This is a genomic window from Pseudomonas sp. F3-2, from assembly GCF_038804275.1.
Taxonomy (GTDB): Bacteria; Pseudomonadota; Gammaproteobacteria; order Pseudomonadales; family Pseudomonadaceae; genus Aquipseudomonas.
Genome location: NZ_CP152388.1, coordinates 2,317,043 through 2,343,769, shown reverse-complemented (window position 1 = coordinate 2,343,769; position 26,727 = coordinate 2,317,043). Strand labels below are relative to the sequence as shown.

Below are 26,727 nucleotides of genomic sequence, written 5' to 3'. Positions count from 1 at the left end.
GATGATCTCAAGCGCACAAATGCTCAATGCCCTGCCAGATCTGGGCCGAGGCCTGTGGGTGACACTCGAACTCACGGTGCTGGCAGCCGTCACCAGTTTTGTCATGGGTCACGTCATCTGGTGGTTGCGCGGACGGTCTCTGCCACTGTGGCGCGGCATCGGGCATTTGTACGTCAGCCTGATGCGCGGCGTGCCCTCCATCGTGCAGCTGTTCATCGTGTTTTTCTCGCTGCCACTGATCGGTCTGGGAGGCAAACCGCTGCTCGCGGCAGTGCTGGCAATCGGTCTGAACAGCGCGGCCTATGTCGCCGAGATTCTGCGTGCCAATTACCGCACCCTGCCCCATGGCCAGACCGAAGCCTCCCACGCGCTCGGGCTGTCGGACTTCCAGGTGTGGTGGTACGTGTCGGCGCCGCAGGCGTTACGCAGCAGCCTGCCGGCGCTGGTCAACGAATTCACCCTGGTGGTCAAGACCACACCGCTGGCCTCGGTGGTCGCGGTCACTGAGCTGACGTACGCCGGACAACTGGTGATCGCCCGCACCTACCAGGCCACTCCGGTACTGGCGCTGGTGGTGGCCGGTTACCTGCTGATCTGCTGGCCGACGCTGAAAGTGGCGCGCCGCCTTGAAAGGCGCTTCAACCGCGCAAGGAGCCATTGATGGATTGGTCGGCGATTCTCGACAACGCTCCGGACCTCGGCGCCGGGCTGTTGATCACCCTGCGCCTGAGCCTGGTGTCGGCCTGCACGGCGCTTGCCCTAGGCGCCTTGCTGGCGTGGGCACTGCGAAAAGGCAGTCCGTGGCTGCGCGCGACGGTGCGCGCCTACATCGACTTCGTGCTCGGCTTGCCGATTCTGGTGCTGATCTATCTGCTGTTCTTCATCCTGCCCGAATACGGCGTCACGCTGAGCTCTCCCGCAGTCGGCGTGACCGCGCTGACGCTGTATTACGGGCCGTACATGGGCGAGGTCCTGCGCACAGCATTCGGCGGCATCGCCCGGGGGCAATACGAAGCCAGCGCGGCGCTGGGCCTGAGTCCCCTGGAAACCCTGCGCCACGTGCTGCTCAGGCAAGCGTTGCCGGTGGCATTGCCACCCTCGGTGGGTCTGCTCATCGGCTTGGTCAAGGACACCGCGCTGCTGTCGGTGGTCGGCGTGGAAGAGTTCATGTATGCCGCCAAGCAGGCCATTTCCACCAGTTACGCCCCGCTCGAAATCTATCTGGTGGTCGCCATTGCCTACTGGCTGATCACCCTGTTGCTCGACACCGCGGCCGGCGCCCTCGAGCGTCGCCTCATCCGCCATCGTGCGGTCTGACCCATTCTGAACAGGAGTCTGTCCATGTCTGTCCCTCTCGCGTCCCTTACCATTCCCGCCGGCCACGGCAAGGCCGTGCGCCTGAAAGCCGGGCAATCGGTGCGCGTCATCAATACCCATGGCACCCAGGTGGTCGACTGCTGGGCGTGGAACGCCTACGACCTCGAAGAATTCATGTGCATGGAAGCCACGCGCGTATGGACGCAGCACTTGAACCCGGTGGTCGGCGACAGCTTCGTCACCAACGCACGTCATCCGATCCTGACCGTGGTCGAGGACACTTCGCCCGGTGTGCACGACACCTTCATGGCAGCCTGCGATCGCCGCCGCTACGAGTTGCTCGGGTGCACCCACTATCATCGCAACTGCAGCGACAACCTGTTCGAAGGCATGCTGGAACTGGGCGTCACGCCCCCGCGCCGCAACCTTGCCTCGTTCAACATCTTCATGAACATCCGTGTGCAGCCGGACAACATTACGCTGGCCACCTTGCCGACGGTCACCCGCCCTGGTGACTACATCACCCTGCGCGCCGAGATGGATTGCTTCGTGGCCTTCTCGGCCTGCCCGCAGGACATCGTCAACATCCAGGGCCAGGGCGACAACACGCCAAAGGATGCGCAATTGCAGGTCATCGACGAGGCGTTCGCCGCCGTCGCCGTCAAGGGCCCGTGGGTCCCGGATCACGTCAAGGCCGCGCAGCGTTGACCGGCGTCTTACTTTCTGAAACAGGGTGATTCATGAACACCGTCAAACACGCATTCGAGAAATACCTCAACCTGGCGGACGCACGGCTGGGCACCGTTGCGCTGTCTGTGACCGACGACTGGTTCGCTGACGTGAACCGGCTGTTCCAGCACACACCTGCCGTCTTCAAAGCCGATGTGTTCGATGACAACGGCAAATGGATGGACGGCTGGGAGTCGCGGCGCAAACGCCACGAGGGCTACGATCACGCGATCATCCGCCTGGGCGTGGCCGGCACTCTGAAGGGGGTGGACATCGACACGTCGTTCTTCACCGGCAACTTTCCGCCTTCGGCCTCACTGGACGCCTGCTTCCTGGCTGTCGGCGATCCGGATGACACCACCGTGTGGACCGAGGTGCTCGGCGCCGTCGAGTTGAACGGCAACAGTCACCACCTCCATGCCATCGACGATTCCCGGCCTTACAGCCACCTGCGCCTGAATATCTTTCCCGACGGCGGCGTCGCGCGGTTGCGGGTGTATGGCGTGCCGCACAAAGACTGGTCGGCGGTGAGCGCCACGGACACCGTCGACCTGTGCGCAGCACTCAATGGCGGTCGCGCCATTGCCTGCTCCGACGAGCACTATGGACAAATGGGCAACATCCTCAATCCGGGCCGTGCTGCGGTCATGGCCGAAGGCTGGGAAACCGCGCGCCGACGCACACCTGGCAACGACTGGGTGATCGTCGCCCTCGGCGTTCCCGGGGAAATCGAGCGAGTGGTCATCGACACGCTGCACTACAAAGGCAACTACCCGGATCGGGTCTCGATTCAGGCCGCTTGCGTCAAAGGCGGCACAGACAGCCAGATCGAAACCCAAAGCCTGTTCTGGCGAGAACTCCTGACACCGCAGAAAACCGAGATGGATCGCGAGCACGTCTACGCAGATGAGCTGGCAAAGCTGGGCCCCGTCACCCACGTGCGGCTCAACGTGTTCCCGGACGGTGGCGTCAGCCGGCTGCGTTTGTTCGGCAAACCGGCGCGGTAACGCGTGACCGGGACAAACAGGGACGGCGCCTTGGCTGCGGGCAGGCACAACCGGGGCAGCCGCCTGGGGCTTTACGAGGTTGAGTCCCAATAAGGCGGCGACCCGATGGCCTCGATCAGGAAGTCCCACACGGCACGCACTTTGTGTGAGCGCAGCCTGTTCTCGGGTGAAATCAGATGCATCTGACTCGGCACAGCGTTCACCGCCCCCTCAAACCCGGGCAGCAGACGCTTTAATTGTCGCGTCTTGAAGGCGTCGCTTTTCAACAGCCAGGAAGGCACCAGAACGATCCCCTCGCCCGCCAGAGCGGCATGCAGCAGCAGTTCACTGTTGTTGCTTCGAATAGGCCCCGTCACATCCACCGCAGTGGGCAGTCCGCCTTCGGGACCACGGAAGTACCATCGCTCCGAGCCCCCGTTTGTGATGTGGACCAGACACGAATGGTCTCTGAGCTGATCAGGGGTCTGGGGTTCATCATGCTGGCTCAGGTATTCCGGGCTTGCGCACAAGACATGACGCTGCTCACAGATGCGCCTTCCAATGAGACCAGAATCTTCCAGATGCCCTATCCGGAAGACGATGTCCGCGCCCTCCTTCACCGGATCGATCAGCTCATCCGTGACCGTCACCTCAATGATCAGGTCCGGATAGAGAGACCGCAGTTCAGTGACCAGCTTGCCGAGATGCAATCGACCGAACGTGGCAGGGGCGTTGACCCGGACAATCCCACGGATTTTTCCAACGTTGCCTGCCAGCTCTTCGTCCGCAGCATCGAGCAGCTCCAGCACCGTGCGGATTTGCAGATAGTAACGCTCACCCGCTTCGGTCAGTTTGACGCCACGGGTGTTTCGGTAAAGCAGCTGCTGCCCTGCCTCCACTTCCAGCGCGGCAATGAACCGTGAGACCGATGAAGCCGGCACGCGGAAGTGCCGCGCCGTTGCCGAGAAACTGCCTGTGGTCGCGACCATTGCCAGGTACCGCTGAGCCTTCAGTTGCATGACCACCCCAAAATGCAGCAGAGATTTGACCTCACGAACCATCGTCGCTCGCAAGATGACCAGAAAGACTGCAGCTGACATGCTTTTTCAGCATTAGTCTTTTGCCGGACGGACGAATTGTAGCGTATCCAGCATAACCCTAGACTTCATTCACTCGTCAGCCAGTCGACTGCCAGCCCCCGGCTGGTGTGGTCGACAGCATGACCAATCAGCCGTGTCACCCATACAGGAAACAGGCAATGGATAATCTCTTCGCAAAAGCCGACCTCAAGGGTTTGTCGCTTGATAACCGTATCGTCATGGCGCCACTGACGCGTTCGAGAGCGCGCAATGAGGTTGCAAATGAACAGTTGGCTTTGTACTACACGCAGCGCGCTACAGCGGGCCTCATCATTTCTGAAGGCACGCCGGTTTCCAGGGAAGGCCACGGCTATCTCTACAACCCGGGAATCTATAGCCCGGAGCAAATTGACGGGTGGAAGCTTGTCACCGATTCCGTGCACAGCGTTGGCGGCAAGATGTTTGCTCAGATATGGCACGTTGGACGGATATCCCACACATCCCTTCAAGTAGGCAACAAGGCGCCGGTCAGCTCGACCGACAAGCCTGCCAAAGGCGCCACGGTCTATGCCTATACCGAGGACGGCAAAACCGGATTCGTCGAGACTTCGACGCCCCGAGCATTGGCGACCGAAGAGGTAGCGGAGATTGTCGAGCAGTTCGCACAGGCCGCCGAAAATGCGATGACGGCAGGGTTTGACGGAGTCGAAATCCACGGCGCAAACGGCTATCTGTTCGAGCAGTTCATGAATCCTCTGGTCAACGATCGCACCGACCGCTACTCAGCGCAGAACCTGGAGGATCGCCTGCGCTTCGCCTTTGAAGTGGTCGATGCGGTCAGTGCACGCATCGGCGCAGACAAGGTGGGTTATCGCATCTCTCCCTACGGCCAGCTCTACGACATGCCGGTCTATCCGCAGATCGATGAAACTTACGCGGCATTGTGTGCCGGCTTGAGCGAGCGCGGCCTGGCCTATGTTCACGTCATGGATCAGTCTCATTTTTTCCTGAATGGCGGCGAAGGCGCCGAACAGGAACAGTCGCTGCGCAACTTGCTCAAGCGTTGCAAGGCGGCATTGGGCAACACCGCACTCATTCTTGCAGGTGACATGACACTGGAGCGGGCCCAAGACCTTGTTGACGCGGAACTGATCGATTTCGCCGCCTTCGGGCAACCTTATATCGGCAACCCCGATCTTGTCGCGCGACTCAAAAATGGTTGGCCGCTGACAATACCGGACCGGTAAACGTTCTATGTCGGAACGGCAAAAGGCTATATCGATTACGCCCCTTATGCAGCGCAGTAACCGCGCACTCTTTGAGACATGCTGAACTTCTCGGATAACCGCTGATGACAGCGGTGTCGCCGACACGGTGTCTTTAACGACTTCACTCTTTTCAATGTTTCGTAACGAGCAGGATATTACTCATGAAGCGTTTTCTGTCATTAGCAGCTGCCGGCGCGTTGTACCTGATCGCCATGGGACAAACTTATGCCGCTGCGCCTGAACTCAAGATGTACCGACTCGACTGCGGGCATATGACCCTCGGCGACAAATCACTGATGTCTGATACCGGTCTTTATAAAGGGCAGTCTTATGACATCGTCATGTCCTGCTATCTGATCAAGCACGGTGAAGACTGGGTATTGTGGGACACCGGATTGCCTAAGAAATATCTGGCCGGCCCGCTCACCGAAGGTTCGTTCACCACCAAACTGGACCGAACCACTGTCGATCAAATCGGCGATCTGGGCTTTCGCCCGGACGACATCAAATACGTCGCGGTGTCCCATGCTCACTTCGACCACTCAGGCCAGGTCAATGATTTCCCCAACGCCACGTTGATCATTCAGCGCGCAGAGCTTGAGGCAATGGCCGACACCAAGGTGGCCTCCGAGCACTACATCATGGAGGACCTGTTCAGTTCGCATATTTCGGGTAAAAAACGTGAGCGGGTCAGGGTCATCGATGGCGATGTCGACCTGTTTGGTGACGGTACACTCAAGACCATCCAGACGCCCGGCCATACGCCTGGAAGCATGGCGCTGTTGCTGAACTTGAAGACCGCCGGCCCGTATATCCTCTCGGGTGATCAGTGGCACTTCACCGAGAACCATGAACGCCATCAAGTACCGACGTGGAATTACAATCACGATCAAACGATAAGCTCGGGCAAGAAGCTTGACGACATTATTGCCAGCACCCATGCCACGCTGGTGATTCAGCATGAGCCGAAAGACAACCAAAAGCTGCCGAAACTTCCACTGTTTCTCGATTGAACTTCCGTCATTGCCGTAGACGCTGAACAACGCAACTTACACTGACAAGCTTATCCATTTCGACTGACCTCGTTGACGAGCGAGTGCCACAGTGCGCACTCGCTCGTCCGCTCAACTCTTAAGGCATAACTTCATGAAACTGACCGACAACACTGTTTTCATCACAGGCGGTACTTCAGGCATCGGCCGTGGTCTGGCAGAGGCTTTTCACAAGTTGGGCAACAAAGTCATTATCGCCGGCCGCCGCAAGGCGTTACTCGATGAAGTCACTCGCGCCAATCCCGGCATGGATGCAATCGAACTGGACATCAGCAATCCCGCCAGCATTGCGCAAGTGTCGAAGACACTGATCGAGCGTTATCCGTCACTCAACGTCGTCATCAATAACGCCGGGATCATGCCGTTCGATGATGCAGCCGGGCGCATCAACGATGAGACCACTGACGCGATCATCGCCACCAATCTGCTTGGGCCGATCCGATTGACCAGCGCATTGATCGATCAGCTCAAATCCCAACCCCGTTCGGTCATCATTCACAACACGTCCGTGGTGGCGTATGTACCGCTGGCCAGCAACGCGGTCTATTCCGCGACGAAAGCGGCTCTGCACTCCTACGCGCTTTCTCAACGGTTCGCGTTGCGCGACACCTCCGTGAGCGTTCAGGAAATCGCGCCACCGTGGGTTAACACCGACCTGATCCACAAGAGCGACGACCCGCGAGCCATGCCGCTGGACGCTTATATCGAACAAACCATGGCAGGACTCGCCACGGACATTCCGGAAGTGGTGGTGGCGTCGATACAGGCGGCTCGGGACAACCCCGGCTCCCAGGAGCACGCGATGGTTCACGCACTCAATCAATCTTTCGTCGACAACCCGGTCCCGATGGCCTGAGCGACGCCATCATCGGGGGCATGGAGTCCACTCGCCCCCGAGTCCTTTGTCGCATTGATCACCTGCGCCGAACCCTTGGCGAGCGTAGCGGCGACAGTGTTATGGGGGACAGCCTTCGCGTCGATCCAGACCTGTATCCAGATCTGGACCTTTCGCGTCGCGCCGGAACGTTTCGAAATCGGGTCGGCGCTGATGGTGACGGTCTACCACGTGGCCTTGGCGGCGGGATCGTTCGCCGGGGGCGAGCTGGTCGACCGCCTTGGCATAGGCAGCGCTTTCACACTGGGCTCGCTGCTCGCACTGGCATGCGTCATTCCGATAGCGGTATCCAACGTCCGCTTTCCCCGGCCAACATCGACGTCAGCAGGCGATACCTGAATCAGGCGCTTCACTGACTGAGTTTCAGTGCGGGCGTCTCACGTTATCGACCGAGTACCGGAAGCTGAATCGAGCCCGGCTGAGTGATCAGTAGTCCCAGAAGCCAGCGACCCAACGGAAGGCGTCGCCGTCGTGGGCTATCCGGCCGACCGAGGGAAATGGAAGATGGGTCGCAACGAACAGTTCGCCACTGGCCGCCGCCTCTCGCAGCAGACGAACACGCACGCGCACCGACTCCTCTGGATCGTGTTCGAAACCGTTTTGCCAGTCAGGGTGCTCGAACGCGACGGGAAACACAGCGTCACCGGCGAAGGTCAGTCGTTGTCCGCAGGAGTCTACGTAGACCACGCAGTGCCCTGGCGTATGGCCGCCGGTGACCTTGGCAACCACGCCCGGCGCCACTTCGTATGCGTCTTCGAACGTGCGCACATGGCGGCCGTATTGACTGATGAATTGCCTGGCGGTGGATCGTAAAACCTCCGGCACCGGCTCCGGCATGGACGTGTGCGTGAAGTCCGGCGCCTCCCAGAACGCAACCTCGGCTGCCGCCACGTGAATGCGTATGTCCGGACGCAGCTGGCGTTTCACGTCTTCGACGAGCAGTCCGCCGATGTGGTCCATGTGCATGTGGGTGATGATCACGTCCGTCACCGAGGACAACTCGATGCCAGCGGCCTTCAGACGTTTGGGGAATTGTCCGGCGCGGGGGAATCCGGGGAATTGCCCGCCCAGCCCCGCATCGACGAGGATGACCTTTTCACCGCTGCGCACGATCAAAACGTTCAGTGCCCAGTCGAAGGCGTCCGGCCCCAGGAACATCTCTTTGAACCAGGCGGCGCGCTCCGCCGGCTCGACGTTGGTGGACATGGTCTGAGTAGGCAACGGCAGCACGCCGTCGCTGACCACCATCACGTCGATCTCGCCGATCCGCAGCGCGTAACGGGAGGGCACGAGCTCTTCGAAACCCGCCTGACCGATGCGCCCCTCGTCCGGTGCCGGTAGCCGGGCAACACTGCCTTGCAGGGATGCCGATGCGTGTGGCGCGGGATGATTGAGGTAAGTTGCCATGGTGGTTCTCCTTTAGCATTTTGCGGACTTTCAAGGGCGGCGACACGGGTCGCCACGGGAGCGCCGAATCGCTCGTGGAGAAAGTCTGCGCCGCGGCCGGCAAGGCCCGGAACCACACTTGGGTATATATTTTTCATCCTCAATCAGGGCTGCGCATGACACTTTTTGGCAACCGCGAAATCAGTCGAAGAACGTCACCACTTCGCTCAGTACGCTTCGTGGCGTCTCCAGGCGGTTTTCCGACAGATCAGGGTCAGCCCACCCCAACGACATCCCTGCGATGACCATGTGGTCGGCCGGAATATCCAGCGTCTGGCGCAGCATTGAATGTTGCAGGGCCCAGATCTGCTGGGGGCAGGTGTCGAGTCCTCGCGCCTTGGCTGCCAGCATGATGTTTTGCAGAAAACAGCCGTAGCAGATGAAGTTCGCCCGTTCGAGCTTGCGGTCCATGGTGAAGATGATCCCGACCGGCGCATCGAAAAACCGATACTGACGCTCCAGGTTGAGCATCCGAACGGCCTTTTCCGTGCGCGGGCAGCCTTGGGCGTCACCCAGTTGGTTACGGAATGAGTTGATCCGTTGCGCATAAGGCTCGTGAAGCTCAGCGGGAAAAAACAGGTATTCGGGGGCAAGGCTTTCCGGCGCCGAGCGATATAGCTGCACGGCGTTGTCGGTCACGCGGCCCAGGGTGCGACCGGTCAGCACGATGCAGCGCCATGGCTGGCTGTTACTGGAGCTTGGCGCGAAGCGCGCGACGTCAAGAATCTCCCTGACGGTGTCGAGCGGCACGGGCTTTTCGAGATAGCCCCGCTTCGAGCGTCGCGCCTGAATCAATTGATCGATTGGAAATGTCTCGGCCATCGTTTCGGGCTGCTTGTAGAGGTCGATGAAATGGACACGCAGTTTTCACCCGGCTGGTGCCAACCTGTAGGACCGGCTTTAGCCGGGAAGACGTCGGGCGTTACACCGCAGAATCCCAGCGTACTCACCGGCCCATTCCCGGCTGAAGCCGGTCCTACTAAAACATTGCGTGCACTCAGGGGGACCGATTGGAGCCCCGATTGTGCAAAAACATTGCGTGCATCCACTGGGCTGGGTGGAGTGCCAACCCGTAGGACCGGCTTTAGCCGGAAAGACGTCGGGCGTTACACCGCAGAATCCCAGCGTACTCACCGGCCTCTTCCCGGCTGAAGCCGGTCCTACTGAAACATTGCGTGCACTCTGGGGGACCGATTGGAGCCCCGATTTTGTAAAAACATTGCGTGCATCCACTGGGCTGGGTGGAGTGCCAACCCGCAGGACCGGCTTTAGCCGGGAGTCTAGATGCGGATCGGGCGCTTGGACATGCGCCGGTCGGAATGTTGCAATCAATGCCGTTGCGCCTTCAGGCGCTCTTGAGCCAACGCAGAAAACCGCCCTTTTTGATCTCGACCGGCTTTTGCAACAAGAGCGACTGCCGCACGCCCTGTCGAAACACCTGCAGCTTGTTCAACGCCGCCTTGAATTCGTCGCCCTGCTCCAGATACCCGCGCAACGTGGCTTTGTCGATGCGCAACAGCACGCAACCAGTCAGGCAACGAAACTGCGCCCGCGAGCGCCCTTCTGTCAGAACCCCCTCCTCGCCCAGCACCTCGCCGGGGCCCATGCGCGCCGCCTCGATCAGCCGCTCGCCGTCATGTATGGACGCTGAGACCACGCCAGTGCTGATCACCATCAGGAAGTCGGAAACCTCGGCCAGCTCAAGCACCACATGTCCGGCAGGGCATTCCATGACGCGCATGTCCTGAGCCAGTTGGTCACGCTGAATGGTGCTCAAGGAGCGGAAGATTTTCCCGTCCTCCAGCAGCCACCGCTGCCGATTCCAGCGCTGCGTTTCCGAACCCTGCGCGCCTGCCCCGCCGGCCGAACTGCCAAGCTGTATCCCCGCCGCTTCCAGGTGCCGGTGAGCCAGGTCGAACAGGTGATTGCAGACCTCGGTGCGCTGGCTCAACGAGGCGATGAAACCTCGCGCTTCGTACTCGATGAATTCGGCGCCTGAGCTTTTCACCGATGCTTTGGCAGGGTGCGATGCGAGCAACTGACGCGTGCCCTGGCAAGCTCGCTCCAGCGCCTCGATCACCCGACCGGGGCGCACGTGTGCCGAGACCTGCAGGGTGATGCTGACGCCATGGATGTCCACTGGACGACTGAAATTGAGGACCTTGGCGTTCGCCACAATCGAGTTCGGAATCACCGCCATGCTGCCGTGAGAGGTGATGAGGTGGGTCGCGCGCCAGTCGATGTCGACGACCTTCCCTTCGATGCTGTCGATCTGCACGTAATCGTCGACCTGATAGGGCTTGGTGGTGTTGAGCACGATGCCGGAGAACAGATCGCTCAGGGTGCTGCGCAGCGCCAGACCCGCAACGATCGCCATGCCCCCGGACGTCGCCAGCAGCCCCTTGACCGGCAACTGCATGACGTAACCCGCGGCGGCGACGATCGCGACCAGGAAAATCCCCGCGCCCAGAATGTCCTGAAACAGGCGCGCGGCATGTTCGCCGCGATTGAAGAACATCGCGCTGAGCACAACGGTGAGCGTGCGCGCCGCGAAAAACCACCACAAGACGGCGAGCACCGTGCTCAGCATGTTCAGCGCCACATCGTCAGGCCAAGGCGAGGGCTGCAGCGGGCTGACGCCTGCGGCGATGATCAACCAGGAAAACAGCAGCAAGAGCGTAATGCGCACCAGGGTTCGGCGCAGTATGCGAACGGCGGGCGTCAGATGCCACACCAGCAGGTCAGCCGCAAGTAATGCGAACCCGGCAATCAGCGTGCAGAGTTGCGGAATGTCCAGCATGGCGTCTCCCGGCCTTCCACGAACAAAGCCCGTCCCGGAAGAACCGGGACAGGCCAGTACACGATGTGTGCGGTCAAGCCACGGGGATCGAGGGATCTGCCGCCGCCAGCGCAGACGTCCGGTCAGCCACCGGTGGATAGATCCACACCGAGTTGATCTGACGCTTGAGCGCTTTGGCTTCATCCTTGATCAGCTTGACCTGACGATCCCAGCCCTCGGTGTACACCGCGCCCCACTCGCCCAGGTCCAGGCAGGTGACGTATTTGGGCTGGCTGTAGGGTCGGGTCGGCGCGCCAATCAGCTCGGCAGCGACGTTGTTGCCTGCGTGCCGCCCCAGCGAGATCGCATGCTGGCAGGACATCGCGGCAAAGTGGCCCAGATCGTCGGTCGCGGCGTACGCGGTATCCCCCGCTGCATAGATGTCCGGCTGTCCGACCACTTTCAGGTTGTGGTCCACATACAGGCGTCCCAACGGATCACGCTCCCCCGGAATCTGCGCGGTCAGCGGGCTTGCACGGAAACCCACGGTCCAGATCACGGTGTGCGATTCGATGCGGCGACCGTCATCGAGTATCACGCCCCCGCCATCGACGGCGGCGACGGTCGCGCCCAGGCACCACTCGATGCCCATCGCCTCGCTGGCCTGAGCGATGGACGGGCTGATGCCTTCGCCAAACGCCGCACCGATTTTCGCACCGCGCTCGACCACAATGACCCGAACGTTCGCCTCCTCGCCCAGCACTGCACGCAGTCGATGCGGCATTTCCGTCGCAGTTTCGATCCCCGTGAACCCGCCGCCACACACCACCACGGTGTTGCGGGCGATGGAATCCGGCTGCCCGGCCAGCGCGTGCAAGTGCGCCTCCAGCCGGGCTGCTGCCTGGAGGGTATCGACGTCGAACGCGTGCTCCGCGACGCCCTCAAGGTTCGGACGCAACACGTGGCTGCCGGTCGCCAGCACCAACCGGTCGTAAGGCAACGACTGGCGACTGCCGCCTGCTTCGACGTATTCGACCGTTTTGCCGACCGGGTCGATCTTGTCTGCGGTGCCCTGCACGAATTTGATTCCCGTGGAATCGAACAGCGCGTGCAATTCGGCTTTCATCTCGTGCACATCGGCTTCATAGAAACGCGGTCGGATGTGCAATTCGGCCTGAGGGGCCAGGACGCTGATCTGCACGTCCTGACGATCATTGAGGTCCAACTGCCGCGCAGCGCTCAACGCGCTCCATACCCCACCGAATCCAGCGCCAATGACCAGAATTTGTTGTTTCATCGTTTTGTGCTCCAGGCTGTTTGTACGCATGCTAGGAGCGTAGGAGAAACGGGTAAACGACATAAAACCCTGAAATTCTGCCAGCACGATGGCAGACATCGATCCTGCGCCAGGAAGCCCGTTGCAGAGCCTTCAGCGAGAGAAACGCACGCGGTAGTCCCGAGGCGAAATCGCCAGATGACGCTGGAACGTCACGCGCATCCGCTCCTCGTCGCCGAACCCGCAGGCACAGGCAATCTGGGAGATGCTGCGGTCCGAATCTTCCAGCAGCCGACGTGCGGCTTCGAGGCGAAAAACCTCCAGCGCCTTGGCCGGGCTGCGGCCGGTCTTCTGCTTGTAGACCCGACTGAAATTGCGCGCGCTCATGTTGGCCTGGCGCGCCAGCGTCTCGACGTCCAGATCTTCGCGGCGCAGGTTTTCGGTCAGCCAGACATGAAACCCGGCGAAGGTGTCGCCATCGTTCATCTGCGACTGCAGCATCTCGCTGAACTGCGACTGGCCGCCTGGACGCTTCATGAACACCACCAATTCACGGGCGACTTTCATGGCGATGTCGCGCCCGCAGTCCTCTTCGACCAGCGCCAGTGCCAGGTCGATACCGGCAGTGACGCCGGCCGAGGTCCAGATCATGCCCTGCTGGATGAAAATGGCGTCCTGATCGACTTCGACGGCAGGAAAGCGCGCCTTGAGCATGTCGCACATCGCCCAGTGCGTCGCAGCCCGCTTGCTGTTCAACAGCCCGGCCTGAGCCAGCAGAAACGCCCCGCTGCACACCGACGCGGTGCGCCGCACCTGGGGCGCGTGCTGCGCGATCCAGTCAATCACGTCGGGGTTGTTTTCCATCGCGGTGAGGATTTCCGGCGAGCCCGGTACGATGATCGTGTCCACCGGCTCATCGACCAGCGAGGACAGTGTTCGGGTGTCGACCGCGACGCCCTCGGCCGTGGGCGTGATACCGCCCGCGATGCTGCCCGTCGGACAGTGATAACCCGGCAAACCGAGCGCTTTCACCGCCCTGCTCGCCACCCAGAAGACCGTTTGCGCGCCCGTCAGGTCCAGCAGCCCGACCTGCGGATAGGCCACGAACAACACCGTGCGAGGACGACTGAACGGCGCCGAGAGCGCAGAACTGGTCATGAGGGATGTCTCCTGGAAACAAAAGGTAGGCGCGGACACACGCGCACATCAGTATTCATTGGATTGGCGGGCTTGTGTAGTGAGTGCGAGGGTGTTGCCGCAATCGCCGCGTCATCCCTGCAGCGATGACTGCCAGCTGGATGAAACGGCGTGGGCGACGAGCGAAGGGACGACTGCGCGATCACGCGCCAGCCGGACAACGCATCCGCGACCGGGTCCACAAACAGCGGAGCGCCCCGGTCGTCTTGCCGCTTGAGCCGGTGTCAGTGGCGCGCGTAAGTGGGCGTGATCGTCGCCTTGCCGAGCACGTTCGCGTTGAGCATGTAGCCCACCAGCGCGCCACTGGCCTGTTCATCCAGCGGGAGTTTTTCCACCTTCAAGGCCCAGACCGTGAATTGATAGTGATGAGGTTTGTCGCCCACTGGCGGGCACACGCCGCCAAATCCCGGCTGACCATAATCGGTGCGCCCCTGCACTGCCCCGACGGGCAAATGGGCACCGGCCCCGCTTGGCAGGCCGTGGGTTGAAGCCGTCAGATTGAACACCGTCCAGTGCCACCAACCGCTCCCGGTCGGGGCGTCCGGGTCGTAGACCGTCACGGCGAAACTTTTCGTACCTTCGGGCGCATGACGCCATGACAACTCGGGCGATATGTTGCCACCCTCGCAGCCGAACCCGTTGAACACTTCACGACGGGTCAGCGAGCGGTTGTCGGCGATGTCGCGACTGGTAAGCGCGAAATCGGCGGCATGGGCGGTGAGCGATACCCCCAGGCAAACGGCTAGCGGAATCAGTTTTATCTTCATGGCGACCTCATCGAATGTCTGGACAACGAACACGGTAGGTCGTCCAGCCCTTGCGGGCACTCATACCAAGGCATGTTTTTGAGGCGTCGGGTGAACAAAACCCAGCCCTGGCCGAGCGTCATCAACCCTCGCCGATCTCGACTGCAGGCCGAGCAAGCGGCGCGCGCAGGACAAGCTTCAGCCGGGAAGAGGCCTGGATCGTCGGCGCAACGCTGACGGCTAAACGGGCTGCCGGGAATTGGCAGGAATTCCGGGGTTTATGTCGTTTGCCTGGCGCATCGGCTCTCTTAGACTTGATCGGGTTTTGCACCTGTTTGCACGTCCCCGGCAAGAGCATTTCCAACCGCGGCACCGGACCCAAGGGCACCTTTCAGATGACCAGTCAGATGACTAGCACCATGACCAGCGAGACGGCCTGCGTCTACATCGTCGATGACGACCCGTTGTTACGTGAGTCCCTGAGCAGCTTACTGCGCTCCATCGGTTGGCGAGTCGAGCTGTTTGCTTCAGTGGCCGATTTCCTCACGTTCAAAAGACCCGACGTCACCAGCTGCCTGGTACTGGACGTCAGGCTGCAAGGCATCAGCGGCCTGGACTTCCAGAACGAACTGGTGAAGTCCCGAGAGACGCTGCCGATCGTGTTCATGACCGGTCATGGCGACATCGCGATGACGGTTAAAGCCATGAAAGCCGGTGCGGTGGATTTTCTGGCCAAGCCGTTCCGCGAGCAGGACCTGCTGGACGCCGTCAGCCTGGCCTTGCGCAAGGATGCCGAACAGCGCGAAACCAGCAAAGGCCACACCGAACTGATCAATCACTTCCGGACATTGAGCGCGCGCGAACGGCAAGTCATGGCACTGGCCGCCTCTGGGCTGATGAATAAACAGATCGCCAGCGAAGTGTGCCTGAGCGAGATCACAGTGAAGATTCATCGCGCCAATGTCATGCGAAAAATGAACGCCAAAACCTTCGCGGAACTGGTGCGCATGGCCGAAGCCCTGAAACTGCGTCTCGACACTCAGCCTTCCTAGACGCAGGCGCAATCAACGATCGAAGGTCCGGGTCATCCATCGGCGCGCAGCCCACGTCGTTGGCGCACCGGGCATTTGAGTGCTTGTCGACACCCCCAACTGAAAGGAACAGCCCAGCGCCATGCGTGAAAATGAATCGTTCAGGCAACGCACTTCCAGGGGGTTCAACCCGTTCACGTCCCGCGCCATCACTGCGCTCAATGGCCATGCGAATTCGGGTCCTCTAATCCACGTCAGTAAGAGTCGCTACGAAACCTGGCTGATCTGGGCCATCGGCCTGGTGGTGACTGCGGGCATCGCGGTGATCAACACCGCCCCTCACCACCGCGACATTGCCGCAACGGTGATCTACGTGACGCTGCTGTTGATGGCCGCCAACGTCTTCACGATCCGCACCGTCATCGGCGTATCGCTGCTGTGCATGGCGACGATTGTGGTGATGTTTTTCGTCGACCACGGTTATCAGGACTGGGATTCCTTCACCAGTTTCGTGCGGTGTCTGACGGCATTATCGGCCATCGGGTTTCTCGCGGCGCGGGCCAAGCAGGCGTCCGATCATCTGCGCCAGCACCAGATCTACCTGACCGGCGCCCAGTGCCTGAGCCAGACCGGCAGCGTCACGTTCAGCGGTGTGACCGAACTCATGGCATGGTCAGAAGAAAGCGCGCGGATTTTCGAGTACCCGATCAATATTCCGGTATCGAAGTCAATGATCCTGGCGCGCACGCCGGTGGAAGATCACGGACTGATTCATCACGTTTTCAACCTGGCAGCGCAGCGCGAGCCGCAAATCGAGATACGCCACCGCCTGCTCATGCCGGACGGCCGCATCAAGCACATCCACATGGTGGCCACCGCACTGTTCGTGCAGGACGATCGCGTCGAATACCTTGGCGCCGTCATGGACGTCACCGAGCGGATGCAGGCTGAGGAGATGCTGTACCGGACGCAGGCGCAGTTGACCCACATGTGCCGGGTGACAACGCTGGGTGAGCTGACGGCGTCCATCGCTCATGAAGTCAATCAGCCGCTGACCGCCGTCATCAGCAGCGCCGATGGCTGTCGCCGTTGGCTGGATCGGCCGCAACCGGACATCGCCGAGGCCATCCGGGGTCTGCAGCGGATCAACGACAACGCACACCGGGCCAGTGAAGTCATCAGTCGCGTCAGGGCGCTGGCGCGTAAATCCGACCCGATCCGGCGCCCCGAACCGATCAACGAGATTGTCAGGGAATCCCTTGCGCTGTTGCAGTACGAAATGGCCCACAACCACATTCGTCCCCATCTGGACCTGACGGCGGAGGACTCATGGGTGTCGGCAGACCGCATTCAACTGCAGCAAGTGTTGATCAATCTGCTGGTCAATGCCCGGCAGGCCATGAGCGGCATCGAACAGAAGCGGCGAATGCTGCACGTCCGGACTTTCGTCACGCCCTACGAGGTGATCGTCGAAGTAGCGGATTGCGGGCCGGGAATCGCGCCCGACATGCTGCCATCGCTGTTCACGCCCTTCTTCACCACGCGGGAAAGCGGGATGGGCATGGGCCTGTCGATCTGCCGGTCGATCATCGATTCTCATGACGGCAAGATCTGGGCGCAAAACAATGCGAGCGGCGCCTCGTTCTTCATCTCGCTGCCCACCGTTCGACGGCCGTGGTGACCTGCGCGGACGGCCTTGATGCGCATCGTCACCACCGTTCCCTCACGCCTGCGGTGCATCCAGCAGCACCCAGAGCCGGGTGATCTTGCCGTCGCTGACTTCTGCCACATCGACACCGCTGACAACGACCGGCCCGTTGGCTGGGCCCGCCTGCCATTTCAGGTAACCCAGGCCATGATGCCCCACCGCGATGCCAGTGGCTGCGAACGAGAAATCAGCGCCGAACTGTTCCAGCAGCGCGCCGGCGACGTCCGAAATCGCGGTCTGACCGGTGACGATCCCGGCCGGCTCATACAGTGTCGGCTCGGCGCAAAAGAGCTCAGCGATGGCAGCCTCGCGCAGGGCACGATCCCGCTCGTTGAACACCCGCGTCAGGTTGGCGCGCAGGAGCGCGTCGTAGTCAGGCTCGGCAGTCGTTTTTGCTTGAGTTGAAGAGGTCATGGTGTTTCCTTTTGGTTGGGTCGTAATCGTGAGTAAACAGGTTGTGGCAGCGCCGGGTCATTTGCACAGAGGGGCGGATGAGCGGCGCGCGGGTCAGCCTCAGGGGATCAACACAATCGAGCCGGTATGCTTGCGCGCCGCGATGGCGTGATGAGCCAATGCCGCCTCATCCAGTCGATAGCGAGCGAGCTCCAGATCGCCCAGCGCACCCTCCCGAAATCGCTCGAACAATTCCGATGCAGCCATGCCCTGGTTTTGCGCGTTGACGTAGTGCGGCGTTGAGGGCTGGAGGTATCGGATGTTACGTGCGGACAGCCGCGCGGGGTCCGTAGTGATGCCGCCCGACGCATTACCGGCGTGAATGAGGTCGCCGCCGTCACGCAGGGCGCTGATCGAAGCGTCCAGCGTCTGCCGACCGATCAGGTCGTACACCACATCGACGCCAGGCCCGCCGTTGGCGGCGTTGATCTGTCCAGCCAGATCCGGCTGATCCGAACGTAACACCGCATCGAGTCCCCAGCCCTCGACAATGTCTGCCTTGCCGGCGGACCCCACGGTCGCGATGACCCTGGCGCCCAGCGATTTCGCCCAACGTGCGAGCAAACTGCCGACCCCACCGGAGGCGCCATGCACGACCACGCTTTCGCCGGCCTTGACCCTGTGCGCGTGTTTGAGCAGCGCCCACGCCGTGAGCCCCTTGGACAGAAGCCCGGCGGCCTGTTCACTGGCGATGTCGTCGGGAAGCTTGATCAATGCGCTGGCGTCGATCACCCGGCGATCTGCGTAAGCACCGAACGCGAAGAAATAACCCACGCGATCACCCGCTTTCAGGTGCTGCACGTCGCGCCCGACGGCCTCGACGACACCTGCCGCCTCTACGCCCATGCTGAACGGCAGCGGCACCTTGAACGTACCATCCCTGAACATCGTGTCGACGAAATTGACGCCGATGGCTTCGTGACGGATGAGCACCTGCTCACGGGAGGGCTGCTCCAGGTCGAAGGTTTCGTAATGAAGGACTGCGGGTGCGCCTTGCTGGTAAATCCGGATGCGTTGAGTCATGGCCGCCTCGGCGATGGAAATGTTGTCAGTGAAAACCCAAGCCTGGGATCGAGCGGTGCCGCGCGATGAATGGCGGCACTGCTGACCGGATCATGGGCTCAGGAGTCGATCAGGCGCTCTGGCCGCCATCGACATTGAGGGTCGCGCCGGTGATGTAGGACGCCTCGGGCCCAGCGAGAAAGGCCACGGCAGCGGCGATGTCCTCTGGCTGACCGTAGCGACCCAATGCGGCCAGGCCGGCAAGGAACGGTGCATGGTCGGCGGTTTCAGGGTTCATCTCGGTGTTGATCGCGCCCGGCTGGACGACGTTCACGGTTATGTTCCTGGGCCCCAGGTCCCGGGCCCAGCCACGGGTGTAGGCCGCAACGGCCGCTTTGGTCGCGACATAATCGGCTGCGCCGGGAAAAGGCACGCGATCGGCGCCGGTGGTACCCAGCGAAATGATCCGCCCGCCGTCGCTCATCAGGCCGACTGCCGCGCGCACAGCAGTCACGACGCCACCGATATTGACGGCTTGCTGACGGTCGAACGCTGCGATGTCGGCGTCGGGATCACCAACGGGGCCGGTGACAAAGACGCCAGCGCTGTTGACCAGGACATCCAGGCGACCGAAATGCTGATGGACCTGCCTCACCAGCGCAGTCACTTGCGCCGGGTTGCCCTGATCAGCCTGAACGGCCAGCGCCTGCACGCCATGACGTTCTATGTCGGCGACCACTTGCTGCGCCTGCTCGGCGGATTTCGCGTAGCTGAACGCGACATGAGCGCCTTCTGCGGCGAGACGTTTTGCGATGGCGGCGCCGATGCCGCGAGAGCCGCCGGTGACCAATGCCACCTTGCCTTGCAGTTGCTGAGTCATCTGTCTGATCTCCACTTGGAGCCCGCCGGAATGGCGGGCTTCGTTTCGGTGGAGCCAATGTATGAGATAGCCAGCGCGGGATAAATTAGCTAAAAAGGACACCACTGTTCCTTTAAACGGGCTAATGCCTGCTGACTCTATCTCGAAAGGCGAATCATCACGTGGACTATTTCACGGCAGTCAAAGCGTTTATTCAGGTGGTCGAGGCAGGCAGCTTCGTCAAGGCAGCGCAAGCGTTGAGCCTGCCACGCAACACCGTCACCAAACACATCCAGTCGCTGGAAGCCCACTTGCGCGTCAAGCTGCTCAACCGCACCACGCGGCGCATTTCGCTGACCAATGACGGCACCGCGTATTACGAGCGCATGGTGCGGGTGGTAGATCAGTGGCTGGAGGCGGAGTCGGACCTGGTGAGCACCCAGGCTCGCCCCCACGGGCGGTTGCGAGTAGACATGGGCTCGACCATGGCGACCATGCTGGTGTTGCCGGCGTTGCCGGAATTCCAGAAGCGCTACCCGGAATTGCAGCTGGACATCGGCGTGAGCGACAGGCCCGTCGACCTGCTCGGTGATCGGGTCGACTGCGTCATTCGCGGCGGCACCCTGAGCGATCCATCGTTGATCGCCAGACGCCTGGGCAGCCTCAAGTTCGTCACCTGCGCGACGCCGGCCTATCTGGCCAGCCACGGCACACCGCTGCACCCGACCGACCTTGAGACGAACCACCAGATGGTTCGCTACTTTTTTGCCGGCACCCAACGACGCCTGCCGGTGGAATTCGTCAGAGGCGAGGAGCGCATCTCGGTGGACGCCCATTACTTTGTCTCGGTGAACGACTCCAACGCCCTGCTCGCCGCCGCGCTCGCGGGTATGGGCGTGTTGCAGACGCTGATGTTCATGGCCGAACCGCATTTCGAGTCCGGCGCGCTGATACCACTGCTCGAAGACTGGTCGCTGGAGCCGAACCCGATCTACATCGTCTACTCCCCCAACCGACACCTCAGCGCCCGCGTCAGGGTCTTCGTGGAATGGCTGGTCGAGCTGTTCGAGGCGAAGGGGTTGCGTTGACACACTGCACACGAGCTTGGGGCGCAGGTTTGAAGCGTGGGTGAGTGGCTGGGGTGGTTGTTATCGGTGGTTTTTGAGTGCGGTGGGCCGGGAGCGCGTTCGGTCCAAGATTCACCGAGAATACGGCCGTGCTTTGGAGCAAGCAGCTAAGGCGAGGAATGGTCACCGTCTTGTCTCTGAAAGCGAAGATCTATCCAATTCATTAGTTCTCAACGCGCTGATAAGATTTGCTCATCAAACAACTGAGTTCTTTTCATGCTACGGATTGCAGCCCTCTCAATTGCCATGGCCATCCTTTCATTACCCGCATTTGCACAAGAACAATTTCAGTGCGGTGGCGCAACTGTCACCATCGCGGTGGATACGACCATGCCATTGCGCTCTACAGAAGGCGCAGACGTTATCCTCCGAGTTGAACGAGGCCCACGCTCAACAATCTTGCGGTATAGCAATGTGGACTTCGTGGGCGGTCAATGCGACACCGATGCGAATCATGCTAGCCGAATCATTTATCAGGCAATATGCGCCGGTAGCGGTTGCCATGATTTGTCGAACTGGGGAGTGATTAACCCTGATAGCCTTCAAGCGCTGCTCGTACCTTCAAACGACAGCCTTGAGCAGGCCATTGCCCTGCTTGGGCATAAGCCAGTGCTGAAAGACAAACCAATGAGTGTGAGCCTTGAAGCACACCGCCTCGGACTACTGACCCCATGACCCTCAGCGATATACCCGATCTGGGTGGGAAGCCGTCCTCCAGGACCCAGCTGTCCTAGGGCTGAGCCAGATCGGATGTACGGCCACCGGCGCGAATGGCTGAACCATCTGGGTTCATAGCATCCTCATCCCGGCGGCTTGGGTAATACTGTTTTTTGTCGTCGAGCCCATAAAAGATAATCCCATGGATGCCCATCGCTTGGGATTTGGGTACGGGACTTTCCCAGAGCCTACGGAAAATAGATTCAAGTTCAACGTCTTCTTCTCTTTCCCATATTTCCGATGAGAACGCGATATCCGTGCCCGCAGGAAACAAGGTGTTAAATGATGCTTCATCACAGGAAAAGATGTCGTAGACGCAATTGAGTGCGCCGTCGATGATTTGAATATTTTTCATGAGCGAAAGTCCTTATATCAGAGAGGGTAGATTCAGGCTGTTCGGTTTGTTGAACGCAGTCCAATCAAGAGTGAGCGGCTGCTCTGGGTCGAAAGCTGCCACTCAGGGCGCCGCCCCAATTTCACGAGCACTCATGGTTACGTAACGGCTCTCTCAAAATCACTGAGCGCCTGGTTGACCTTGTATCGAAGCATCATCGATGCAGAAAGCTTAACCATAGCTTCGAACATGACATGCCCTGATTCTATCTCACACTGACCAACGCAACGCCCCGCATACTCGCCAGGTTCGTATGCGTAAACTGTGTAGTAAACCCTACCAGCCTTTCGGTTCAATCCCGCAGTGATATGTGTGACCGCCCCCTCCCTCACACCTGACTCAGGACGTGAAAACTCCAAGACGTCTTCAAATGGAATGAACATCGCCGATGCGGACATTACAAATAGACTCGCGATATCCAACGCTTCTTCAACGCTTCCAATCTCGGGAGTTACGTACTCATGCTCAAGAACATTTCGCATATCTACGACTTTTCGCAACAGACTCGGCGCGAGTAGTCCCAAAGCCCTAAGACGTTCAATCTTCTTCGGCACGTTCCATCTGAATGACGGATAGCCAAAAGAGGTCAGCAATTGATCTAGTTGGCTGACAATGGCACGTTTTGCATTGGCCGTAGCGTTGACAAGAGCCGCCAATCCGCCCCGTTCAAAATCGTCCTCCGCCAGCGATAGAAACTCGACCGGTGAGGTCTCAAGGTCAGCCAATCCAAAACTACCACCGCCTGACGCGACCGAACACTTGCCCATATCAAATTTATGAGCGAGGCAAAATTCTCTGATATCCATTTCACTCCAGCCGATTGGCAATTGTCAGAACAAAAAGCAGTGTATCAGCGAGAATGCTCCATGAATTCCACCGACGCTTGAGAGCAGTGTGGAACCACGTGGTTTTCGAAACGCACACGACAATCGCCCTCTGATGCTGCCGCTACTTCGCACCGGCGGCTATCGGCCAGAAGCAGACATCAACAATCTATATGAGTTATCGGTCATGCAAACGACAGCTTTTCCAACCGAATCCGAAGTTCGTCTCGTGGCGCAGCGCGCCTTGCTGGGTGAAATTCCCCCACGCCTGAGGTCCGTGTCGTTCGATATCGCTGATGATGGGCGACTGCGTGGGCGATTCGAGTTCGACGGTGATCCGACGGATGGGGAGCGGGAATGTGCCAGCGTCGTTATGACAAATGTCGTAGCGGCGCTCAGCCCCGCTATTTCGTTGTCCGGAGAATTCGTGTCCAACACTTTCCCAAAACAACGGAATTTCCTGCCTATTTCTGTCTATGCGCGAAACGAAGATGCTTGGAACAGCTGGACCGCGAGCTATGGAAACCAATAACTGAACGACTGCAATGGATCGATTGCTGTCACTCAATGATAGTGGAAAAGCCTTGAGATCAAGCGTGAGGCTTTATCACCGTCAGCCTCATAAAGATCGTGTAATCCGACCTGATCGGTGAGTTTGTGTAGATTGAAGTGGTTGTAAAACGCTTGGCCCAGTCGCTGATGCTCGAAGCCTCCTTGACTCCAAAGCCGGACGAACTCCTCATAAGCGGCGCGTCGATCTGTAACGAGGAGTCATTTCCCATTTCAGGTTCCTATCATTAGAGGGAATCAAGCGTACTGGCTGCCTATCAGCCCTTCCAGCTCGGCCTTTCCAATCAGACAGTCAGCTATCGGCCAGAAGCAGACATCCGCGAGTTCCCTTCGGTCTAGCCGCACTCAAGCCTAATGTGTGTGTAATCATGATTATCTTGAAGCAAGGAGCAAGGTATGCCGCACAACATCATGACTTTTCAGGATGCGATTCGCCCTGGAAGCGCATCGAACGGCTGTACCAGTGTTGAGCGTAGCTTTGCTGATTTCCAAATCGACGGGCGTTCGTTACTGGACATTCTGGTGACGGCTGACGGTGGGCACTCTGACTACATGAGTGGTTTCGTGTCAGGTTATCCAGAGCAGAGTCTCCAATTTGCCGACAACCTGATTCGATGCGACCTGCCACAGGCAGAGCACTGTCGGGTGGTCATTTACATCTGCCCCGAGTGCGGAGACATAGGATGCGGAGCCTACTCAGTGCAAATTCGCAGTTTCAGTGGCGGGATCATATGGGAGGGATTTGCTTACGAAAATGGATATGACGAACCTCGGATAATCGCCGACGTCGGCCCATTTATATTCAGCTCAGCACCCTATGTGCGCGCTGTGAAAGCCGCATCTGAGCTTTGATTTGGCGGCGTCAGGGGACTGCCTCCTTGGTCAAGTGTGTCCGGCTTTGGGTCGAAAGCTGCCATTTGAGCGTCTACTGCCCGCCCATCAAGATTTCTTGGCAAAGAAGACTTCGCACCAATTCAAGGAGGACTGACCCCATGAACCTTCAACAACTCATACACCTGCCGCCACAAATGGCTAACCTTGAGAAAGAGGCAGTTGCAGAAGGCTTCAGGTTTCTCACCAGACTGATTTCAGAATGGAATTCCGGCACCAATCGCTTCGATGCGCCCGGCGAAGCCCTCATGGCGGCCTATCTGAACCAGCGCTTGGTGGGCATTGCAGGTTTGTCTGTTGATCCGTTTACGCATGACCGTACAGGAAGGTTGCGACGTGTGTATGTGGCGCCTGCATCGCGCGGGCAGCAGGTTGGCCGCAGACTGGTAAGCGCATTGCTTGCCCACGCCGCGTTGCACTTTGAAAGTGTGCGTCTGTACACCGACACCTCAGAGGGGAGCGCTTTTTATCTGCGCTGCGGCTTCACTCGAACAGACGACGCTCACGCGACCCACATAGTCCAGATCAATAACCTCTGAGGTTTTTGGCCATCGTCCAGAATCTAACGGGCGCGACCTTAGGCCTGGAAGATTCTTTACGTGCAGTCTGTCCAACTCGCTCAGACCTTCGCGCCACAGTCTTCATCACATTCTCCATGCACCTTGAGGCTGATCGGGCCCATCGTCGGCCAAGGCTTCGCGCAGGCCAGCGATGTCCAGCGGCCGGCAATAGGCCGGACGAGCCCGCTCGAAACGATGACCTTCTGCGAGGGCGCCCGCATCGACCACATCAAACCCGAACCGCTCATGCAGATTGATGACCCTACGCTTGGCGTCCGCGTCATCACCCGCAATCGGCAATGCCCGGCGCCACATCGAACTGTCCGGATGTGAATGTGCAATGAGATCGCGCTCCAGAATGGCGTTGAATGCCTTGACCACCCTGGCACCGGAGAGATGCCGCGCCAATATCTCGCTGGTGGTGCTTTCATGGTTGTCCAGTTCGGCGATCTGACCGTCACGCTGGGGATAGTAGTTACCAGCATCCAGCACGATCGTGCCGGTAAACGCCTGTACTGGCAGCTCTGAGTAGCGGCCAAAAGGAATAGCGAGTAACACCAGGTCGCCAAAGGTTGCGGCCTGCTCGACCGTTCCGACCTGACATCCCAGCGATGCGACAGTGCTGGTCAATGTATGGGGCCCGCGCGAGTTGCTGAGCATGACCTCGCACCCATTTTTCATGGCGAGGGCAGCGATTGCCCGACCGATAAATCCCGCTCCGATAATGCCGATTCGCATTGCTCAACTCCTGCTTTCCAGCCAGATATTGCTGAAAGGCCCTTGCCCATCAGCTCGATAGTCAGGATGCTATTTGAAATTGGACGGATTAAATATTGGCTTTAGATTGCGAGAGTCGAAACCATGAGTACTGAATAATGGACCAATTGCAAAGCATGGCCGTGTTCATCAAAGCCGCAGACAGCGGCTCATTCTCCGCGGCCGCAGAAGCTCTGGGCATGTCTTCGCAGATGGCTGGCAAACATGTCAGCTCTCTTGAAGAGCGTCTGGGCGTGAAGTTGCTGAATCGCACGACACGTCGGCAAAGCCTGACCGAGATCGGCCAGCAGTATTACGAACGCTGCAAGCGCGTGCTGGCCGAAGCCCAAGCCGCCGACGCCGTGGCCGAGAACTACACAGAAGCGCCACGCGGCCGGTTGCGCATCAGCGCCCCTGTGACCTACGGGACCTACTGTCTGATGCCACTGTTGAACCGCTACCTGCGTCGATATCCGGAGGTAAAGGTAGAACTGTCGCTCAATGACCGCTTCGTGGATCTTGTCGATGATGACTTCGAGGTCGCGATCCGCATCGGGAAGCTCGACGACTCCAGCCTGATCGCTCGTCCATTGGCCCCCTACCGGCTGATTGCCTGCGCCGCCCCAAGTTACCTCGCCGAGCACGGCACCCCACTGTCGCCCGACGACCTCACCGGTCATCATTGCCTGGGATCAAACGCCTGGCCCGCGACGGTGTCAGGCGAGTGGAGAATGCTGGGTGGAGAAAATCTGCAACAGCTCGCCCGGCAAAGTCGGCTTCAAGTCAACGATGCACGCGCACAGCGTGCTGCGGCCTGCGACGGTTTGGGCATTATCGTGGGGGCTGAGATCATGCTCGCAGACGATATTCGTGAAGGTCGCCTGGTACGCCTCTTTCCCCAGCTCCAGACACCAGCACGACCGGTTCACCTGTTGTATGCGAGCGACCGGCGTATGCCGCCCAAGCTGCGCAGCTTTATCGAACAAGTGGTGGCAGAACTTGAAATTGATCCGGGTTCAATGAAGTGATGGTGTAGACGGGGCCCTGCCAGCGTTTGAGATCCGG

At 59.8% G+C, this 26,727-nt stretch carries 29 protein-coding genes and 1 pseudogene; 16 read left to right on the top strand and 14 right to left on the bottom strand.

The genetic code is table 11. The features are described from left to right. Position 1 precedes the first annotated feature (1 nt). From AAGQ88_RS10790 to alc, 4 genes are read left to right on the top strand one after another with little or no spacing between them, the layout of a single operon-like run. Positions 2-661, top strand: a complete 660-nt coding sequence (locus AAGQ88_RS10790) for an amino acid ABC transporter permease (RefSeq protein WP_342655294.1) — start codon at positions 2-4, stop codon at positions 659-661. Then, positions 661-1,317 carry an amino acid ABC transporter permease gene (locus tag AAGQ88_RS10785; RefSeq protein ID WP_342655293.1) on the top strand — a complete coding sequence of 219 codons (657 nt, stop codon included), beginning with the start codon at positions 661-663 and terminating at the stop codon, positions 1,315-1,317. The genes AAGQ88_RS10790 and AAGQ88_RS10785 overlap by 1 nt, the downstream gene beginning before the upstream one ends. Positions 1,318-1,341: 24 nt before the next feature. Then, the gene (locus tag AAGQ88_RS10780; protein ID WP_093458151.1) at positions 1,342-2,025 is read left to right on the top strand and encodes an urea carboxylase-associated family protein; all 684 of its coding nucleotides are present in this window, start codon (positions 1,342-1,344) and stop codon (positions 2,023-2,025) included. A gap of 32 nt (positions 2,026-2,057) precedes the next feature. Then, a complete protein-coding gene (gene alc, locus AAGQ88_RS10775) occupies positions 2,058-3,053 on the top strand; it encodes an allantoicase (RefSeq protein WP_342655292.1) in 996 nt (331 codons plus the stop codon). A gap of 71 nt (positions 3,054-3,124) precedes the next feature. Here alc and AAGQ88_RS10770 read toward each other — a convergent pair whose 3' ends face one another. Beyond that, entirely contained in the window at positions 3,125-4,093 is a 969-nt protein-coding gene (locus AAGQ88_RS10770; RefSeq protein ID WP_342655291.1) for a LysR family transcriptional regulator, read from the bottom strand. 197 nt (positions 4,094-4,290) lie between these two features. On the opposite strand from AAGQ88_RS10770, the gene AAGQ88_RS10765 reads away from it, so the two are divergent. The 4 genes from AAGQ88_RS10765 to AAGQ88_RS10750 all read left to right on the top strand — a co-directional run bounded on the left by AAGQ88_RS10765 (position 4,291) and on the right by AAGQ88_RS10750 (position 7,665). Continuing rightward, positions 4,291-5,358 (top strand): alkene reductase, encoded by a 1,068-nt coding sequence (locus tag AAGQ88_RS10765; RefSeq protein WP_342655290.1) that lies wholly within the window; start codon positions 4,291-4,293, stop codon positions 5,356-5,358. Between the two features lie 182 nt (positions 5,359-5,540). Beyond that, entirely contained in the window at positions 5,541-6,392 is an 852-nt protein-coding gene (locus tag AAGQ88_RS10760) for an N-acyl homoserine lactonase family protein (RefSeq protein WP_342655289.1), read from the top strand. Between the two features lie 133 nt (positions 6,393-6,525). Next, the gene (locus AAGQ88_RS10755) at positions 6,526-7,287 is read left to right on the top strand and encodes an SDR family NAD(P)-dependent oxidoreductase (protein ID WP_342655288.1); all 762 of its coding nucleotides are present in this window, start codon (positions 6,526-6,528) and stop codon (positions 7,285-7,287) included. 54 nt (positions 7,288-7,341) lie between these two features. Beyond that, positions 7,342-7,665: a hypothetical protein gene (locus tag AAGQ88_RS10750; RefSeq protein WP_342655287.1), complete on the top strand. Its 324-nt coding sequence runs from the start codon at positions 7,342-7,344 to the stop codon at positions 7,663-7,665. 87 nt (positions 7,666-7,752) lie between these two features. Here AAGQ88_RS10750 and AAGQ88_RS10745 read toward each other — a convergent pair whose 3' ends face one another. From AAGQ88_RS10745 to AAGQ88_RS10720, 6 genes are all read right to left on the bottom strand, one after another. Continuing rightward, complete coding sequence (locus tag AAGQ88_RS10745; protein ID WP_342655286.1) at positions 7,753-8,733, bottom strand: MBL fold metallo-hydrolase; 981 nt, start codon at positions 8,731-8,733, stop codon at positions 7,753-7,755. Between the two features lie 180 nt (positions 8,734-8,913). Continuing rightward, positions 8,914-9,594 carry a nitroreductase family protein gene (locus AAGQ88_RS10740; RefSeq protein WP_342655285.1) on the bottom strand — a complete coding sequence of 227 codons (681 nt, stop codon included), beginning with the start codon at positions 9,592-9,594 and terminating at the stop codon, positions 8,914-8,916. 523 nt (positions 9,595-10,117) lie between these two features. Beyond that, positions 10,118-11,572, bottom strand: coding sequence for a mechanosensitive ion channel family protein (locus tag AAGQ88_RS10735; RefSeq protein ID WP_342655284.1), 1,455 nt, complete (start codon positions 11,570-11,572; stop codon positions 10,118-10,120). A gap of 73 nt (positions 11,573-11,645) precedes the next feature. Next, positions 11,646-12,848 carry an NAD(P)/FAD-dependent oxidoreductase gene (locus tag AAGQ88_RS10730; protein WP_342655283.1) on the bottom strand — a complete coding sequence of 401 codons (1,203 nt, stop codon included), beginning with the start codon at positions 12,846-12,848 and terminating at the stop codon, positions 11,646-11,648. Between the two features lie 132 nt (positions 12,849-12,980). After that, complete coding sequence (locus tag AAGQ88_RS10725) at positions 12,981-13,985, bottom strand: helix-turn-helix domain-containing protein (protein WP_342655282.1); 1,005 nt, start codon at positions 13,983-13,985, stop codon at positions 12,981-12,983. Between the two features lie 263 nt (positions 13,986-14,248). Continuing rightward, positions 14,249-14,791, bottom strand: coding sequence for a kinase inhibitor (locus AAGQ88_RS10720; protein WP_342655281.1), 543 nt, complete (start codon positions 14,789-14,791; stop codon positions 14,249-14,251). A gap of 386 nt (positions 14,792-15,177) precedes the next feature. Between AAGQ88_RS10720 and AAGQ88_RS10715 the strand changes: the two genes are divergently transcribed. Next, positions 15,178-15,822, top strand: coding sequence for a response regulator (locus AAGQ88_RS10715; RefSeq protein WP_342655280.1), 645 nt, complete (start codon positions 15,178-15,180; stop codon positions 15,820-15,822). A gap of 121 nt (positions 15,823-15,943) precedes the next feature. Continuing rightward, on the top strand, positions 15,944-17,482 hold the full coding sequence (locus AAGQ88_RS10710) for an ATP-binding protein (protein WP_342655279.1): 1,539 nt from the start codon (positions 15,944-15,946) through the stop codon (positions 17,480-17,482). 42 nt (positions 17,483-17,524) lie between these two features. Here AAGQ88_RS10710 and AAGQ88_RS10705 read toward each other — a convergent pair whose 3' ends face one another. From AAGQ88_RS10705 to AAGQ88_RS10695, 3 genes are all read right to left on the bottom strand, one after another. Then, a complete protein-coding gene (locus AAGQ88_RS10705; RefSeq protein ID WP_285424635.1) occupies positions 17,525-17,923 on the bottom strand; it encodes a nuclear transport factor 2 family protein in 399 nt (132 codons plus the stop codon). Between the two features lie 99 nt (positions 17,924-18,022). Next, positions 18,023-18,985: a quinone oxidoreductase gene (locus AAGQ88_RS10700; protein WP_342655278.1), complete on the bottom strand. Its 963-nt coding sequence runs from the start codon at positions 18,983-18,985 to the stop codon at positions 18,023-18,025. Between the two features lie 109 nt (positions 18,986-19,094). Next, positions 19,095-19,844 (bottom strand): SDR family oxidoreductase, encoded by a 750-nt coding sequence (locus AAGQ88_RS10695; protein ID WP_342655277.1) that lies wholly within the window; start codon positions 19,842-19,844, stop codon positions 19,095-19,097. Between the two features lie 161 nt (positions 19,845-20,005). On the opposite strand from AAGQ88_RS10695, the gene AAGQ88_RS10690 reads away from it, so the two are divergent. Both AAGQ88_RS10690 and AAGQ88_RS10685 read left to right on the top strand, forming a co-directional pair. Continuing rightward, positions 20,006-20,911: a LysR family transcriptional regulator gene (locus tag AAGQ88_RS10690; RefSeq protein WP_342655276.1), complete on the top strand. Its 906-nt coding sequence runs from the start codon at positions 20,006-20,008 to the stop codon at positions 20,909-20,911. Between the two features lie 255 nt (positions 20,912-21,166). Beyond that, positions 21,167-21,625, top strand: coding sequence for a hypothetical protein (locus tag AAGQ88_RS10685; protein ID WP_285424631.1), 459 nt, complete (start codon positions 21,167-21,169; stop codon positions 21,623-21,625). Between the two features lie 55 nt (positions 21,626-21,680). Here the strand turns inward: AAGQ88_RS10685 and AAGQ88_RS10680 are convergent, their stop codons facing one another. Together AAGQ88_RS10680 and AAGQ88_RS10675 are read right to left on the bottom strand one after the other, a co-directional pair. Next, the gene (locus AAGQ88_RS10680; RefSeq protein ID WP_342655275.1) at positions 21,681-22,022 is read right to left on the bottom strand and encodes a hypothetical protein; all 342 of its coding nucleotides are present in this window, start codon (positions 22,020-22,022) and stop codon (positions 21,681-21,683) included. Between the two features lie 137 nt (positions 22,023-22,159). Then, entirely contained in the window at positions 22,160-22,867 is a 708-nt protein-coding gene (locus AAGQ88_RS10675; protein WP_342655274.1) for a hypothetical protein, read from the bottom strand. A 133-nt stretch (positions 22,868-23,000) separates the two neighbouring features. On the opposite strand from AAGQ88_RS10675, the gene AAGQ88_RS10670 reads away from it, so the two are divergent. Next, on the top strand, positions 23,001-23,417 hold the full coding sequence (locus tag AAGQ88_RS10670) for a hypothetical protein (protein WP_342655273.1): 417 nt from the start codon (positions 23,001-23,003) through the stop codon (positions 23,415-23,417). A gap of 32 nt (positions 23,418-23,449) precedes the next feature. Here AAGQ88_RS10670 and AAGQ88_RS10665 read toward each other — a convergent pair. Further along, positions 23,450-23,635, bottom strand: a pseudogene (locus AAGQ88_RS10665) (hypothetical protein); the annotation flags it as partial. Positions 23,636-23,851: 216 nt separating this feature from the next. Here AAGQ88_RS10665 and AAGQ88_RS10660 point away from each other — a divergent pair. Next, entirely contained in the window at positions 23,852-24,307 is a 456-nt protein-coding gene (locus tag AAGQ88_RS10660; protein ID WP_342655272.1) for a hypothetical protein, read from the top strand. 140 nt (positions 24,308-24,447) lie between these two features. Beyond that, positions 24,448-24,885 carry a GNAT family N-acetyltransferase gene (locus AAGQ88_RS10655; RefSeq protein WP_342655271.1) on the top strand — a complete coding sequence of 146 codons (438 nt, stop codon included), beginning with the start codon at positions 24,448-24,450 and terminating at the stop codon, positions 24,883-24,885. Between the two features lie 105 nt (positions 24,886-24,990). Here the strand turns inward: AAGQ88_RS10655 and AAGQ88_RS10650 are convergent, their stop codons facing one another. Further along, on the bottom strand, positions 24,991-25,644 hold the full coding sequence (locus tag AAGQ88_RS10650) for an NAD(P)-binding domain-containing protein (protein WP_342655270.1): 654 nt from the start codon (positions 25,642-25,644) through the stop codon (positions 24,991-24,993). Positions 25,645-25,781: 137 nt separating this feature from the next. Here AAGQ88_RS10650 and AAGQ88_RS10645 point away from each other — a divergent pair, with 137 nt between their 5' ends. After that, positions 25,782-26,690, top strand: a complete 909-nt coding sequence (locus tag AAGQ88_RS10645) for a LysR family transcriptional regulator (RefSeq protein WP_342655269.1) — start codon at positions 25,782-25,784, stop codon at positions 26,688-26,690. The last annotated feature ends 37 nt before the right edge of the window (positions 26,691-26,727 follow it).

Excerpts from the sequence above, each read along its gene's own strand:
- AAGQ88_RS10785 (WP_342655293.1), top strand. The coding sequence starts at position 661 with ATGGATTGGTCGGCGATTCTCGACAACGCTCCGGACCTCGGCGCCGGG.
- AAGQ88_RS10705 (WP_285424635.1), bottom strand. The coding sequence starts at position 17,923 with ATGACCTCTTCAACTCAAGCAAAAACGACTGCCGAGCCTGACTACGAC.
- AAGQ88_RS10655 (WP_342655271.1), top strand. The coding sequence starts at position 24,448 with ATGAACCTTCAACAACTCATACACCTGCCGCCACAAATGGCTAACCTT.
- AAGQ88_RS10715 (WP_342655280.1), top strand. The coding sequence starts at position 15,178 with ATGACTAGCACCATGACCAGCGAGACGGCCTGCGTCTACATCGTCGAT.
- AAGQ88_RS10760 (WP_342655289.1), top strand. The coding sequence starts at position 5,541 with ATGAAGCGTTTTCTGTCATTAGCAGCTGCCGGCGCGTTGTACCTGATC.
- AAGQ88_RS10675 (WP_342655274.1), bottom strand. The coding sequence starts at position 22,867 with ATGGATATCAGAGAATTTTGCCTCGCTCATAAATTTGATATGGGCAAG.
- AAGQ88_RS10720 (WP_342655281.1), bottom strand. The coding sequence starts at position 14,791 with ATGAAGATAAAACTGATTCCGCTAGCCGTTTGCCTGGGGGTATCGCTC.
- AAGQ88_RS10680 (WP_342655275.1), bottom strand. The coding sequence starts at position 22,022 with ATGAAAAATATTCAAATCATCGACGGCGCACTCAATTGCGTCTACGAC.
- AAGQ88_RS10670 (WP_342655273.1), top strand. The coding sequence starts at position 23,001 with ATGCTGCCGCTACTTCGCACCGGCGGCTATCGGCCAGAAGCAGACATC.
- AAGQ88_RS10650 (WP_342655270.1), bottom strand. The coding sequence starts at position 25,644 with ATGCGAATCGGCATTATCGGAGCGGGATTTATCGGTCGGGCAATCGCT.
- AAGQ88_RS10645 (WP_342655269.1), top strand. The coding sequence starts at position 25,782 with ATGGACCAATTGCAAAGCATGGCCGTGTTCATCAAAGCCGCAGACAGC.
- AAGQ88_RS10740 (WP_342655285.1), bottom strand. The coding sequence starts at position 9,594 with ATGGCCGAGACATTTCCAATCGATCAATTGATTCAGGCGCGACGCTCG.
- AAGQ88_RS10770 (WP_342655291.1), bottom strand. The coding sequence starts at position 4,093 with ATGGTTCGTGAGGTCAAATCTCTGCTGCATTTTGGGGTGGTCATGCAA.
- AAGQ88_RS10780 (WP_093458151.1), top strand. The coding sequence starts at position 1,342 with ATGTCTGTCCCTCTCGCGTCCCTTACCATTCCCGCCGGCCACGGCAAG.
- alc (WP_342655292.1), top strand. The coding sequence starts at position 2,058 with ATGAACACCGTCAAACACGCATTCGAGAAATACCTCAACCTGGCGGAC.
- AAGQ88_RS10730 (WP_342655283.1), bottom strand. The coding sequence starts at position 12,848 with ATGAAACAACAAATTCTGGTCATTGGCGCTGGATTCGGTGGGGTATGG.
- AAGQ88_RS10755 (WP_342655288.1), top strand. The coding sequence starts at position 6,526 with ATGAAACTGACCGACAACACTGTTTTCATCACAGGCGGTACTTCAGGC.
- AAGQ88_RS10700 (WP_342655278.1), bottom strand. The coding sequence starts at position 18,985 with ATGACTCAACGCATCCGGATTTACCAGCAAGGCGCACCCGCAGTCCTT.
- AAGQ88_RS10710 (WP_342655279.1), top strand. The coding sequence starts at position 15,944 with ATGCGTGAAAATGAATCGTTCAGGCAACGCACTTCCAGGGGGTTCAAC.
- AAGQ88_RS10725 (WP_342655282.1), bottom strand. The coding sequence starts at position 13,985 with ATGACCAGTTCTGCGCTCTCGGCGCCGTTCAGTCGTCCTCGCACGGTG.
- AAGQ88_RS10790 (WP_342655294.1), top strand. The coding sequence starts at position 2 with ATGATCTCAAGCGCACAAATGCTCAATGCCCTGCCAGATCTGGGCCGA.
- AAGQ88_RS10685 (WP_285424631.1), top strand. The coding sequence starts at position 21,167 with ATGCTACGGATTGCAGCCCTCTCAATTGCCATGGCCATCCTTTCATTA.
- AAGQ88_RS10765 (WP_342655290.1), top strand. The coding sequence starts at position 4,291 with ATGGATAATCTCTTCGCAAAAGCCGACCTCAAGGGTTTGTCGCTTGAT.
- AAGQ88_RS10660 (WP_342655272.1), top strand. The coding sequence starts at position 23,852 with ATGCCGCACAACATCATGACTTTTCAGGATGCGATTCGCCCTGGAAGC.
- AAGQ88_RS10695 (WP_342655277.1), bottom strand. The coding sequence starts at position 19,844 with ATGACTCAGCAACTGCAAGGCAAGGTGGCATTGGTCACCGGCGGCTCT.
- AAGQ88_RS10745 (WP_342655286.1), bottom strand. The coding sequence starts at position 8,733 with ATGGCAACTTACCTCAATCATCCCGCGCCACACGCATCGGCATCCCTG.
- AAGQ88_RS10735 (WP_342655284.1), bottom strand. The coding sequence starts at position 11,572 with ATGCTGGACATTCCGCAACTCTGCACGCTGATTGCCGGGTTCGCATTA.